The organism is Hallella seregens ATCC 51272 (genome assembly GCF_000518545.1).
Taxonomy (GTDB): Bacteria; Bacteroidota; Bacteroidia; order Bacteroidales; family Bacteroidaceae; genus Prevotella; species Prevotella seregens.
Genome location: NZ_JADU01000018.1, coordinates 83,862 through 98,221, shown reverse-complemented (window position 1 = coordinate 98,221; position 14,360 = coordinate 83,862). Strand labels below are relative to the sequence as shown.

The window sequence follows — 14,360 nt, the reverse complement described above, 5'->3', positions numbered from 1 at the left end:
CACTTGAAAGGAACAGGCGGACATACTTGCGGACAGTGTTACGGGAAGTATGGAACGTGGATGCCGTTTCCTTGATACCCATCCCTGCCGCATAACATCTTAAAATGTTCTTGATTCTCTTGTTCATTTGCATAGATTTTATTATTACCCCTTACACCAGGACTCGGGTTCCCAAATCTACACAAAAAAACTCTAACGACACTTGTACTAAGTGGTTAATGTTATTTTGGCCAAAAGGGTCAATCATATTATGGCCAAGGTGAGCAATCCTGTTTGGCCAAAAGGGTCAAAGTAGAGTGGCTTTTCCATCCTCTAAACCAACGAATTGGAACACAAGTGCCTGTGTCTGAACCTAAAAAAGGGGACTCCCGAAAGAATCCCCTTTTTACCGTTCCGTGACCCGCATGGGGCCTAAAGTGATCCGTTTGGGGCTCGAACCCAAGACCCCAACATTAAAAGTGTTGTGCTCTACCAACTGAGCTAACGGATCAGAAAATAAGCAGCTTTCTGTATTAAAGTCGAGAAAGACTTCTACAAAAGCGGTTGCAAAGGTAGCAAGTTTTCACGAGAACAGCAAATTTATGGGCAATAATTTTGTAAAGGAGACAAAAGATTTTCTGCTAGGAAACACTTTTCCGCCTCATCTCCCATTGGTTTGATGGGAGTGATGCGGATTGTGATATGAAAACCATAAGTGCATGCCACTACTCTTAATGAAACACCTATTCTTTATTTTATTCCTTTTTGTCTGCAAATTCCTTAGGTGTCATTCCAAACTGTTTATGGAACAGTTTGATGAAATAGGAGGGAGAGCTGATGCCCACCATCTCGCAGACCTCTGTCACACGGTAATTGTTGTTGCGTATCAATTCGGCCGCTTTTTTCAAGCGAACCAATCGGATGAAGTCTACAGGTGTCAGGTTAGAAACATCTTTGATCTTGCGATGCAGGCTTGAACGGCTCATGCCCAAGGAAGAAGCAAGTTGTTCGACGTTGAATTCAGGCTGATTGATATGTGTCACGATGAGGTCGGTCATCTTCTTGAGAAATTCTTCATCAGCCTTGTTGATGCCCGGCTTCGAGCTAGGCAAGTAAGGCTTATGGACGAAACTCTCACGCTCCCGCTTCCGGTTTTCCAGCAAAGTCTGTATCTGAGTCAGAAGGTGTGCCATGGAGAACGGCTTGACGATGTAGGCGTCTGCCCCCGACTTCAACCCCTCTATGTTGTTTTCCATCGTTTGGCGGGCAGTCAACAAAATGATGGGAATATGACTGGTTTCCATATCGGTCTTGATTTTCTGTGTCATCTGCAAACCGTCCATTACGGGCATCATGATGTCGCTGATCACAATGTCGACATGGTTCTTTTTCAATTTAGCCAAGCCGTCTTCTCCGTTCTCGGCAATGATTACATTGTAACTGCCGCCCAATTTCTCTGCCACCATCCGCGCTACTTCTATATTGTCTTCGACTAAGAGAGCCGTATATTCCTTGGACTTGATACTTGTTGTATTGTCATCCGCAAAAGTATCTTGTGAGGTCATCATTTCCTCATGGAGCGTCAGCTCTTCATCGTGCATTCCTGTTTCGACAACGCCTTCGTCTTGCTTCAAAGGAACGGTCAGCACAAACTTGTTGTATTCATAGGAACTATCCACCGCCAATGTTCCGCCATGAAGCTCTGCCAAAGAACGTGCCATCGGAAGACCAATACCGGAACCTGACACACGATGTACGCCGTCAAGACGAATGAATGGCAGGAAAATCTTCTCAGTTTTATCCTCTGGTATTTTAATGCCATCGTTGATGATTGCAACGATCAGCATCCCCTTCCTTGTCGAGACTTCCACTTGTATGAATGACTCTGAATATTTCCAGGCATTGTTGAGCATGTTGCTGATAATCTTGGTGAACGCCTCACGGTCAGCCTGCAACATGACGTCATCCTCTTTCAAATCGAGGGTGATCAACTTATGCAGATTATTGATGGCAGGTTCAAACCTATCGACAATGTCGGTCATCAGCTTGCAAACATTGAAGCTGGTAAAACTGAGTGTCACAACATTTGAGTCTATTTTACGGAAATCAAGCAGCTGATTGGTCAGATTGAGCAAACGCTTGCAATTCTTGTCAATGGCATTGATATTTCTCTCTATCTTCGGATTATCCACTTTCTCCTCTGTGATGCTCTCCACTGAACCATTAATTAAGGTCAAGGGGGTGCGCAACTCATGGGTGATGTCGGTAAAGAAAGAAATTTTTGCTTTCAACAATTCCTTATCTCGTTTCTCATTCATCAAAAGTTCACGACGCTCCAACTGCTGGACTTGACGCAAATGATAACGACGCAAGAGATAATAAACAAGTGCACAAAGCAGAAGCAGGTATATCAGTTTTGCCCAGATGGACAACTGCCATGGTTGATCGATAATGATGGTTAACTTGCAGGTTGCTTTCTCATTGCCGTTAGGACGCACCAGCAATGTGTATTTGCCCGGCTGCAACTGGGAATAGGCAATATTGTTTCCGTCAGGCGTTTTTAGCCATTCCTTGTCAACATCCTCCAGCATGTATTCATAATAAGAACTCTGGTCACCTCCAAAATCCAGGTTGGACACATCAAAAGAAACATTGTTCATGTCGTGGGGCAGACGAATCTTGTCGGTAAGGAGAATGTTCGCCTTTAAAATATCATTGTCGCCAGGACGCAGTTCATGCCCATTGACGCGAATATTGGTCACAAACACTTTCCGTGTCTTCGTCACCATGGCGAGAGGATTGAACTCCACCAATCCATTGGTACTCCCAAAAAGGAACTTGCCGGTGGCAGTCTTTACTGCAGACTTGTAGCTGAACTGATTGCTGATGAGTCCGTTTGAATTATTGAACACAGCTACTACACGATTGGACGGGTCAAGACAGACAAGTCCATGATTGGTGCCAAACCAGAGATGATGCCTCTTATCCTCCAGCATCTTGTAGGTCACATTGTCTGGCAGGAAGTCAGACTCTGAATAACTCGTAAACTGCTTAGACTTCAAGTCATAGTGGCATATACCTCCACGATCGGTTGCAAACCAGGGATTGCCAAGATGATCAAAGGTAATGCTGCTCACACTGTTGGCACTGACGCTGTTGACTCCTTCTTTGGGCTCAAAATGCTCGCTTCTTCCTGTATGAGGGTTGAAAAGGAAGATGCCCGATCCTATTGTAGCAATCCAAATGTTGCCATTCTTATCCTCCGCAATGTCCTGAGTATAGAAATCCGGCAACATACTTATCTTTGAAAACTTATATGCCTCACCTTTCTTTATATATATGCCACGCCCCGTGCCAAGCCAAATTCGTCCTTTGCCGTCCTTGAACAAGGCATAAGGAGAGCCCTCGTAGGCAATTCCCAACTCATCAGGAGAAAGATGCTTGACTTGGAAAGAATGAATGTTGATCAAATCTATGCCATTCTTAAAAATACCAGACATCATCCATTCTCCATCCTGCAGCAAGGCGAGTCGGTTGTTGCCTCCCTTATAGCGTGAGGTGGGCACTTTCTTGAAAATTCCTGTACGAGGATCGTAAATGTCCAGGTTGCCCTCCTCAGATGCTATCCATACGCGTCCCTTGCTATCGTTATACAATTCTCGGATGTTGCGACTGCTTACGGAGTTGGTCTCTGGTATATGAATATAGTTGTTGAAGAGCATGCCACGCCCCGGCAAATAGTCGACTCCATTATAAATGGTGCCAATCCAAAGTCCTTTGCTATGATCCAAATACAGCGAGTATATCATATTGGAGGTCAAGCCATAAGGATGGAGCGTGTTTTCCCTGATATGCTCCTCCTTGCCAGTCTGCTCATTGATAAAGAACAAGCCATCCTGTGTGCCCACAACGAGGTCTTTGCCATCAAAAAGCAGAGCACGCAGCAATTTGTAATGTACATTAGGGGCAGCCACTTCTGTCAAAGTGTTTGTCGTAGGGTTGTACTTCATGAGTTTGCCCTCGTGGTCGGCAATGGCTATCCAGCTTCCATAGTCGCACATGGTATAGATTTCCATCTTCCGGAGCGAGTTCTTGTTCTTATCTTCGGTTATCTGAGCCATCTGCTTGGTCTTGGGATTATACCGTAGCAAACCGGCACAATCGGTGCCTACCCACACCTCCCCGTTCTTGCGCACACAAATGCAAGAGGGGTTATTCTTATAACCACTGCCACTGTGCGACATGTTATAGAGGGTAAGACTCTTGGTGGAAAGTTCATACCTAAATGCTCCTTGGTTTGGTGCAATGATCCAAATGTTGCCATACGAATCGCTCGTGATTTGGGCTATCCAATCGGTCACGCTCACCCCCAAATTACTCTTGACATTAAAGAATCGGAAAGACTCTGTTATGGGATCGAAGATATATACCCCCTTGTCGGTTCCCACCCATACTTGATGCTGTTTGTCTTCAAAAAGAGCTGAGACATTCTGATTGCCTATTTTCAGAATCTTGTCATCTACCTGATAACGCTTGACGGACGTGCCGTCATATCGGTTGAGACCATTCTTGGTGCCAAACCACATAAATCCCCAATGGTCCTGCAATATGCTCTTCACATGATTTTCTGACAAACCACCACGAGTGTCGAGCGGCATAAAGAACTTTTGCCGAGCATGCAATGGTGCCACTCTCATCCACAAAAAAGTAACACCTATTATTATAAAGCAAAGAGGCCATATCTTTTTCATCTTAAAGTGATATTATTTTAGTTTTAAGGAAGATAGAAATCGTATGATTTTATCAATTGTAAAATTAATAACTTTTTTAATCACAGCCAAATTTAACCCTGACATTTCGCAGAGGATTATAAAAAATATGTTGTGAACCGAGTACTATAAAACATTTGTTTCATTTTGTGGCACAAATCGTTTACGGCATTATAAGGTAATATTGTTACTTTTGCAACATATTTGAAAACCTAATAGATAGACTGAAAATTTAAAACCCTATGAACGGATATCTAAGAAAATGGGCAACCGGCACTTTGCTCCTTTGCACCGTGGTTGCTATGTCTATGCTTTACTCGTGTTCTGACGATTATGCATACGATGACAAGGAGCCCAACTTCTTGGGCGGAAGTATCTATGAGTATCTACAAAACGAAGGTGAATTCAACACCTATCTTCGACTGATAGACGACCTGAACTACAAGCAGGTTTTGTCATTGACGGGAAGTAAGACCATCTTTCCTGCAGACGACAAAGCATTCGAGCGTTTCTTTAAGGGCAACGAGTATGGTGTGAATAGTTATGAACAACTGACGCCAGCCCAAAAGCGTGGCCTACTTAACTCCAGCATGCTCAACATGGCGTATCTAAGCAATATGCTCGCCAACCCTGTACTGGGAGAGACTACGGCCAATGAGGGCTCTTCCATACGTCGTCAAACTTCCTATACTTATTTAGATAGCATCAGCTTGGTGAAAGATGCTAAGCAGCTTTCTGCTCCATTTTGGACGCGATTCCAGGATAAGGGACTTTATCTTATAGATGACGAGTCCAACCCATACATCATTCACTTTACACCACAAAACACGGCAGTCAAAAAGATTGCCGACAACGATTGGTCGATGGTGATGGGCAAGGACTATAACAACCGTGACATATATATAAACGGTCATAAGGCTATTAAAGTGGACATCGCCTGCAAGAATGGTTATGTGCATGTCATGGAGGACGTGCTGACCCCTACCCGCAACCTCTCCCAAATCATAGCCTCCAATGGACAGACGGACTTGTTCAATCGATTGATGAACAAATTTTCTGCTCCCTACTTCGATGCAAACCGCAACAACAGCGTGCACACACTCTATACGGGAATGGACGTTGCACATCCTTTGATTTCTGACAGTGTCTTCATCAAGCATTATTTTACAGAAAACAATACCAAGGATCCAATGGGCAATGACATGACCAACTACGGCTTGCTGTATTACGATCCATCGCAAAACAGCTACAGTAGCATGCAGGATATGGGAGTCATGTTTGTTCCTACTGACGAAGCCATGAACGAATACCTTGCCAATGGCAAGGGCCAATATCTTTATGACGCATACGGTTCTTGGGACAATGTGCCGACAAGACTTCTGGCGCTCTTTGTCAAGAACCATCAGAAGAAGTCACTTATGACAAGTCTACCTACCATGTGGGAAACCATGAATGACGAGTCCAGTTTCCCGATAAAAGTGAGTACAAGCGACATCGTAAAGTCTTATCTCGGCAGCAATGGTGTTGTATTTGTTACCAATAAGGTGTATCCTCCCATTGATTACCAAACGGTATATGCCGCATCGATGACCAATGAGAACAGTAAGATAATGAACTGGGCGTTGCAAAACAAGACAATGAAATTCTATCTGTACCTCCGTTCGATGGAAAACATGTACAACCTTTTGGTTCCTACCGACGAGGCACTCCAAAACTACCGCGACCCTATCTCTTGGGCTAAAGGAAAAAGCCAACGGCGTATTTGGGCTTTTAAATATGACGCAACGAAGGAAAAACCACTTAGTGCGGATGTATATACCGTGACTGAAAATGGAGCTAAGGACAAATTGGAACACACCATCACTGACGAGTCTCTGCTTTGCAACCGGCTTTACGACATCTGCGACAGACATATTATTGTAGGAAAAATGGACAAAGAGGGCAACATGTCAGGCTACGTAGACGATGGTACAATGCAGTTCGCCCAAAGCAAAGGCGGCTCTACACTAACCATTAAGGGAAGTGAGGACCAATTCAGCGTTACAGGTGGAGGCGACATAGAACAGAGTGTTGCTCCTGCCCATATTGTAACGAGTGAATCAAATGGCAAATTGGAACGCTACGACTCAGACAACGGCCGAATCTTTTTTATCAACAGAGTGTTGCAAGACCCGACATCATCTGTCAAAGAGATACTCAGCGAACATGCGGAGTATGCTGATTTCTACAATCTCTTAATGGGAAATGATGCTGTCTTTAAATATTTTGAGAAAGACAAGGAAATCAGTAGCATCTTCACCCTCAATCAAACCTCAGAGTCTTCTGGCTTGGGAGAGGTTGTCAGTTCTTTCAATAATTTCCGCTATACGGTCTTTGTTCCGTCCAATGCCGCAGTGGCAGAGGCTTTTAAAAAAGACAAGAACCTCCATTCCTGGGAAGAGATAGCCGACCAAGATGATGCCACCATCAAACGTCAATGGGCATTGCATCTGATTCGTTTTCTAAAGTATCATTTCATGGACAATTCCATCTACGTGGATGGCACTACATTCAGCAACCGTAGTTATGAGACGGCAGCCCGCAGCAATAGCAGTAAATTCCAAACACTTAAACTGAGCAGCAATGGGGGCAACCTTACGATTACAGATGTACATGGCAATACAGCCAAGGTCAACAAACTGGCGGGTTTGTATAACGTACAAGCCCGTGACTTCATCGTCAATAATAAGGATTACCATAATGCCGACCAGATCATATCATCGTCATTCTCCGTCATCCATATGATCGACAAGGCTCTCTTGCCGGAATAAAGTTGAAGAGTTATTAACAAGACTATATATAGCAATGAAACATACTATATTCGCATTCTTAGCCTCTCTTATGACACAAGTGGCCATTGCCCAAGGTATTGTCATCACGGGCCATGTGGGCGAGCCTAAGGGGGATGTCATCGGTGGAAGTATCATCGAACAAGATAAAAATGGACGTATCGTGTCTTCCACAGTGACCGACCCCAATGGAAACTTCTCTTTATCCATCAAGAACCCCGACAACAAGTTGAAGGTTTCTTACATGGGATGCAAAACCATCATCACCACGATTAAAGACAGAATCCGATTTGACCTAACCATGGAAGAAGACAGCCATGTCGTGCAGGAGGTACAGATTACTGCCAAAAGACTTCATAACGACGGAACATTTATGATACCAGAGCGTGAGGTTTCCGGGGCAACCCAAACCATCAATATGAGAGCGTTTGAAGGAATGTCGGTTGCTTCAGTTGACGATGCCCTACAAGGACGTATCGCAGGACTGGACATTGTTGCCAACTCTGGTGACTTGGGCAGTGGTTCAGCATTTCGCGTGCGCGGAACTACTTCCATCAATTCCAATTCCAGTCCGCTCATTCTTCTAAATGACATTCCTTTTGACAGTAACCTGGATGCATCTTTCGACTACAACAATGCTACCAACGATCAGTTTGCCACGCTATTGAGCATCTCGCCAAACGACATTGAGGACATCACCGTACTCAAAGATGGTGCCGCTTGTGCCATTTGGGGGTCGCGAGGGGCCAACGGAATCATCAGCATCCATACAAAAAAAGGAGTCACAGGGCCTACCCGCGTGTCATACTCCTATCGTTTTTCGGGATCATGGCAGCCAGCCGGTTTGAAGATGCTCAATGGTAACGACTACACCATGCTCATGAAGCAGGCTTACTTCAACCGCAACCAGAATGAGGCAGAATGTGACATCCCGGAATTCAATTACGATCCGACATTCTCAGAATACCAACAATACAACAACAACACAAACTGGGTTAAAGAGGTAAGCCAGTTCGGCCTGACTCATGACCATTCGCTCGCTGTCAGTGGCGGTGGAACCAAGGCCAAATTCCGTGCATCCATAGGATACTACTCGCAGACAGGTACGGTCATTGAGCAAAAGATGGATCGTCTCTCTTCGCGTATGAACTTGGAATATCAAGTATCAGACCGGTTGAAGTTTATCAGCGACTTCTCCATGACTTACACCAACAACGACAAGAACTATGAACAGTCATACCAAGGCCGTAATATCGGTCTGCTTGACAATGCCTATCGCAAGATGCCCAATATAGGGGTGTATCGCAAAGATATGTATGGCTATTTGAGCGATACATATTATAATATACGCGAGGATGCACACATCAGTTCAGAACAGAAAGAATTGCTCAACCCTGTGGCAGTGGCACGTCTCGCCAAGAATGTGCAGAAAAACATGCGCATCATCCCTACCCTACGTATCCAGTATGACTTCATACAGCCAAGCGACTACCAGCGGCTTAGGTACAACGGTTACATCACATTCGACATCGAGAACAACAAATATAATAAGTTCTTGCCCAAGGAAATCGTACCGAAGTCTTGGCTCAACAGCGACATTAATCGTGCCGATGACCAGGAGGAAGAAGGATTGACAGTGATGACAGACCAAAATGTAACCTGGCAACCGAATTTAGGCAAGGACCATTCGCTCATGCTCTATGGCTCATGGCAGCTCACATCTGGAAGTTCACAGTATCAGCAATTCCAGACATACGGCTCAGCATCAGAATCTATCGGCAGTGCAACAGCAGGAGCTAACCGGTCTTATACCGCCAGCGGTTCCGGACAGTGGCGCTCAATGGCAGTGCTGGGCAGATTGCACTATTCCTTTCAGGGGCGTTATGTACTCGACGGAACATTGCGCTATGACGGAAGCAGTCGCTTTGGCAGCAACAATCGCTGGGGGTGCTTTCCCTCTATATCTGGGAAATGGATTATCAGCGACGAGAAGTTTATGATGTTTGCAGAAAAATGGCTGTCAGAGCTTTCGATCCGTGGTGGATGGGGTATCACTGGCAACCAACCGAAATACGAATACCTCTACTTCAGCCGATACAATGGTTACTGGAGCATAGGTGGCAACAACTATAACGGAACAGCAACCATTAAACCGTCGTCACTGAAACTGGAAGACCTGAAATGGGAGCGTTCCGCATCCTATAATTTGGGGTTCAATCTGGCACTCTTCAACAACCGCATCGTAGCCGACATGAACATCTATCATCGTCGTACCTCTGACTTGCTTTTTGAGAACCAAAGCATTCCTTCCTCTACAGGATTTGGCTCAATCAGCTATATCAATGCAGGAACAATGGACAATGATGGATGGGAGCTGAACGTCTATACCAACAATCTCATCAAGGCAGGCAAATGGGTCGTCGACTTCAACGGCAACCTATCTAACTACAACAATACCATCAAGGCATTGGACAGTAATGTATTGGCAAGCTACAACGGAGACTTCGACTACAATAATGGTTCTTACCTAAGCCGTATACAGGTGGGCAACTCCTTTGGCAGCATCTATGGCTTCCGATATAAGGGTGTGTACCAATACGACAAGTATGTAGAAAATCGTGAAGGAACCTGCCCTGTAGTACGTGATGCCAATGGCAATGTAATCAAGGACAGTTATGGCGAAGCTGTTCCGATGTATTTTGCATACGGTTCAACCAACGCCCGTCAATTTCGCGGAGGCGATGCTATCTACGAAGACATCAACCATGATGGGACAATCGACGAGCTTGACATCGTATATTTGGGCAATTGTAATCCTAAAATAAATGGCGGCTTCGGTTTTACCATCAAGTATGACCAGCATTTGTCATTGAATGCTTTCTTCAACTTCCGCTGTGGCAATAAAGTCATCAATTATGCCCGCATGTATGCAGAGAACATGTATAGCAACGACAATCAAAGCATTGCCGTAAACTGGCGGTGGCGTAAGGATGGAGATTTGACAGAGATACCGAGGGCCCTATATCAAGATGGTAGAAATTGGCTGGGCAGCGACCGGTTCGTGGAAAATGGCTCCTTCGTTCGCTTCAAACAGCTGACACTGAACTATACCATTGAACGCAAGTCTTTGAAATATTTAGGATTGAGTCAGTTAGCCCTCTCATTTACACTCAACAACATCCTAACGTTTACAAAATATACGGGAGTTGACCCTGAGATTTCACCCAACAGCCAAGGTGTTTGCGCTGATTACAGCAGGACTCCACGCTCTAAATATTTCACGATGGGCGTGACCTTGGGATTCTAAATATATATAATTAATAAAAGAACAATGATGAAACAGCATAAGATTATATTTCTCCTGTTTTCCTTGATGCTGGCCACACCAATGTTGACATCATGTGACAGCTTTTTCGACATCAAACCGCAATCCGAGCTTGTAGGCGAAGACTTCTGGCAGTCGAAAAGTGATGTTGAGAGTAGTGTTGCGGCATGTTATCGCGCCCTCCAGGAACCAGATGCAATGGAACGATTTATTGTGTGGGGAGAGGTGCGTTCCGACAATGTGATACATGGTACAAATACCAACGAGAATATCAATAACATACTGAATGCAAACGTAGACGCCACCAACAGCTATACCTCTTGGGGCTGCATCTATACCGTCATCAACTATTGTAACACCGTCATTGCCAATGCCCCTTCTGTCATGGAGAGGGATCCAAATTTCAAGCAAAGTGAACTTCGGGCCTTTTTAACCGAGGCCAAGAGTATTCGAGCCTTGTGTTATTTTTATCTGGTGAGAACCTTCAAAGATGTTCCATTTATCACAGAGCCATACGTGGGTACCAGCCGTCCTTTCCAAACAGCTCAAACCAGTGAGACGGAAATTCTTGATTCCTTAACCAAAGAACTTGAAGATATAGCATGGCAAGCCAAAGCTGTGTACGCCAGTACTTCCAATACCAAAGGACATATCACTCAGAAAGCGGTATGGACACTTCTTGCCGATATGTATCTTTGGATCAACCAATACGACAAGTGCATCGAGGCGTGCAACAAAGTACTCAATAGCACTACCAATCCATTACAATTGGAGACGGCGTCAGCCTACAACCAAAATGTTTTTGGAAAGGGAAATTCTAAAGAAAGCATCTTTGAATTGCAATTCAGCTCTGACACTCCTGACTATATCGTTAATGAGATGTACAACTCGACGGGAGGAAGAAATTCCTACAATCATTTGTCATCGCTGGAGTTTGGCAAGTACAACACTTTCATCGATAGGAACAGTGACAGGCGCTTCAACGATGCACTCTTTGGGAGTACTTCTTCCACTATAATTCCTATCAAGAAATATGTGGCTTATCGCAAAGAAAGCAGTGCTTCCAACGTAACTGTCGGCGACTATGTGGCAAACGCCAACACACAGAATTGGATATTCTATCGTCTGTCCGATGTCTATCTGATGAAAGCTGAGGCTTTGGTAGAACGCAATGGAAACAATGACCTGCAAGAAGCGATAGACTTGGTATCAAAATCATACGACCGCGCCAATCCTTCCAAAGGAACCGGCTCCTTGCAATTGTCCAACTACAATTCACAGACCGCCATGCGTAATCTTGTGCTCGATGAGCGACAACGGGAATTCCTCTTTGAAGGCAAGCGCTATTTCGACCTCCTGCGCAGGGCACGTAGGGAAGGCTCCCCTCAAACAATTGTCGCCAATTACCTAATGCGCAAATACAGCACACAGGACCAGGCAACGGTGCAGTCCAGGCTTGCTACCATCAATGCTCTGTACATGCCAATCAACAAGGACGAGCTTAAGCTAAACCAACTCTTGGTGCAAAATCCATTTTATGTAACATCAAGCGGCATAGAAAAGAACTAAGTGTATCGTATAAAGAATCCGCTAAAAACAAGAAACAATGAAACAGCCATATAGCACTTTGAAGGTGATACTCTTTGGATTCATCGCCTGTTTCGCAAGTTGTTCCGATAATGTATCGGAAGACAGCTATTATACGTTTACTGACGAGACGGTGGCAAGTTATTGCGAGAACCGCCCTTCTACATTCTCTGTGTTTTCGCAGCTGATGAAAGATACAGGAGAAGAATCCCTCTTGGCCTCTTATGGACATTATACAGCTTTTATACCAACAGATTCTGCTTTCCAGGTATATTTCAAAGAGAACAATACTTCTATTGATAAACTTACCAAGGAAGAGAAAGACACCATCATCTACAATCATATCATCCGAAGCATAACCCGGGACTTCCTAACCAAAGACTTTACAGAGGGGGCTATCAGTACTTCCAACATGAGCAACCGGTTCATGGTCATCTCATATTTGCAGGATGTGAATGGCAATAATGAGATCTGGGTCAACAAAAGCTCTAAAATCATCAGTGCTGACAATAAGCTGCATAATGGTGTTGTTCATGCCATTAACAAAGTATTGGTGCCATCCAAAGAAAATCTTGGCAGTCAACTGGATCAGATGAAAGATTATAGTATCTTTGCCAGAGCTCTTCACCTTTCACATCTCACAGACTCCATCATGGAGAGTTACGACATGAACTACCACTCTCCTTATACCACAGAGTTTACTAATATCTTAGGTTACAAAATGAGATGTCCTGCACAAAAGAAGTTAGGATATACTATTTTCGCCGAGCCTGACGAGGTGTTTCAAACCGCAGGCATCCTTAACATTGAGGATTTGGTGGAATTTGCTGAAAAATACTACGGCACAGAAGACAAGGGCAACTATAGCAGTCGCAACAATGCCCTCAACAAGTTTGTGTCTTATCACATTCTCGACCATCAAATGGCAACCAATGCGTTTATATATTCTGGTGGGAATACGGCACCAACTGCCATGGACAAGCGATATGAATACTATGAGACCATGCTCAAAGACCGTATCATGGAAATCAAGTCGGGCAACAAGATCAATACCCTCTCCGATGGCAGTTGTGTGACGATAGACGAAAGCAAGAGTAACATCAGCGGCATGAATGGATATATTCATACATTAAACAACATATTGGTATATGACGAAGACAACATGCGCAAAGATGTGCTTAACAAGCGCATTCGTTTCGATGCTTACTCCCTGATGCCAGAGGTAACCAACAACAATATCCGTTGGCAATTGCCTCTCCTCAGTGATGGAGGATATACAGTGACTTCCGACTACTGCGGCGATCATTTTACTTTCAACAAAGACAGCAAGGTTATCTTCTGGGGGTCAGAGGCATGGAATGACTATCAGGCTGATGAGATTTCCATCCGTGGATGGTATGACTTCACCTTTCGTCTCTTGCCCGTTCCGCCAGGAACCTATGAGTTGCGCATCGGGTACAGTGCTCGTGAATGGGGCGGTATTGCCCAACTTTTTGTTGACAATGAGATACAAGGAATCCCTGCTAATTTCAACCAAAAGGGTACAGCTCCGCAAATCGGATGGGTGAAAGACGAGGACACCAGGGACAACGGCGTTGAAAACGACAAAATGATGCGCAACCGCGGTTACATGAAAGGCCCCAACTCGATCATCAATGCTGTCTGGAAAACCACCCTCCGCGAAGGTGATGGATGCTTGAGATTCATCGTCAACAAGTTCACGTGGCAAGAATATGGGGCACACTATTTCCGTGCCAAAAACATCGAGTCGGAGAATGGAGAGTTCCATCTCGACTATTTCGAGCTTGTCCCTATCAGTTACATAGAGAATGAAGGGATTGATTAAACTGAAAGAAAAGTGATGACACATAA

6 protein-coding genes and 1 tRNA gene are annotated in these 14,360 nt (G+C 44.6%); 4 read left to right on the top strand and 3 right to left on the bottom strand.

The window, feature by feature from the left end; all coding sequences use genetic code 11:
* The 3 genes from L888_RS14465 to L888_RS0107440 form a co-directional block, all read right to left on the bottom strand.
* Positions 1-127 (bottom strand): helix-turn-helix domain-containing protein (locus tag L888_RS14465; RefSeq protein ID WP_156924972.1); only part of this gene is annotated, 127 nt, incomplete at its 3' end.
* 290 nt (positions 128-417) lie between these two features.
* A tRNA-Lys gene (locus L888_RS0107445) sits at positions 418-490 on the bottom strand.
* 244 nt (positions 491-734) lie between these two features.
* The gene (locus L888_RS0107440) at positions 735-4,730 is read right to left on the bottom strand and encodes a two-component regulator propeller domain-containing protein (protein WP_027952441.1); all 3,996 of its coding nucleotides are present in this window, start codon (positions 4,728-4,730) and stop codon (positions 735-737) included.
* 260 nt (positions 4,731-4,990) lie between these two features.
* On the opposite strand from L888_RS0107440, the gene L888_RS0107435 reads away from it, so the two are divergent.
* The 4 genes from L888_RS0107435 to L888_RS0107420 are packed head-to-tail and all read left to right on the top strand — an operon-like array spanning position 4,991 to position 14,334.
* Positions 4,991-7,558 carry a fasciclin domain-containing protein gene (locus L888_RS0107435; RefSeq protein WP_044248934.1) on the top strand — a complete coding sequence of 856 codons (2,568 nt, stop codon included), beginning with the start codon at positions 4,991-4,993 and terminating at the stop codon, positions 7,556-7,558.
* Positions 7,559-7,592: 34 nt separating this feature from the next.
* Complete coding sequence (locus L888_RS0107430) at positions 7,593-10,883, top strand: SusC/RagA family TonB-linked outer membrane protein (protein ID WP_044248931.1); 3,291 nt, start codon at positions 7,593-7,595, stop codon at positions 10,881-10,883.
* A gap of 24 nt (positions 10,884-10,907) precedes the next feature.
* A complete protein-coding gene (locus L888_RS0107425) occupies positions 10,908-12,470 on the top strand; it encodes a RagB/SusD family nutrient uptake outer membrane protein (protein ID WP_156924990.1) in 1,563 nt (520 codons plus the stop codon).
* Positions 12,471-12,507: 37 nt separating this feature from the next.
* Complete coding sequence (locus L888_RS0107420; protein ID WP_027952437.1) at positions 12,508-14,334, top strand: fasciclin domain-containing protein; 1,827 nt, start codon at positions 12,508-12,510, stop codon at positions 14,332-14,334.
* Positions 14,335-14,360: the final 26 nt, after the last annotated feature.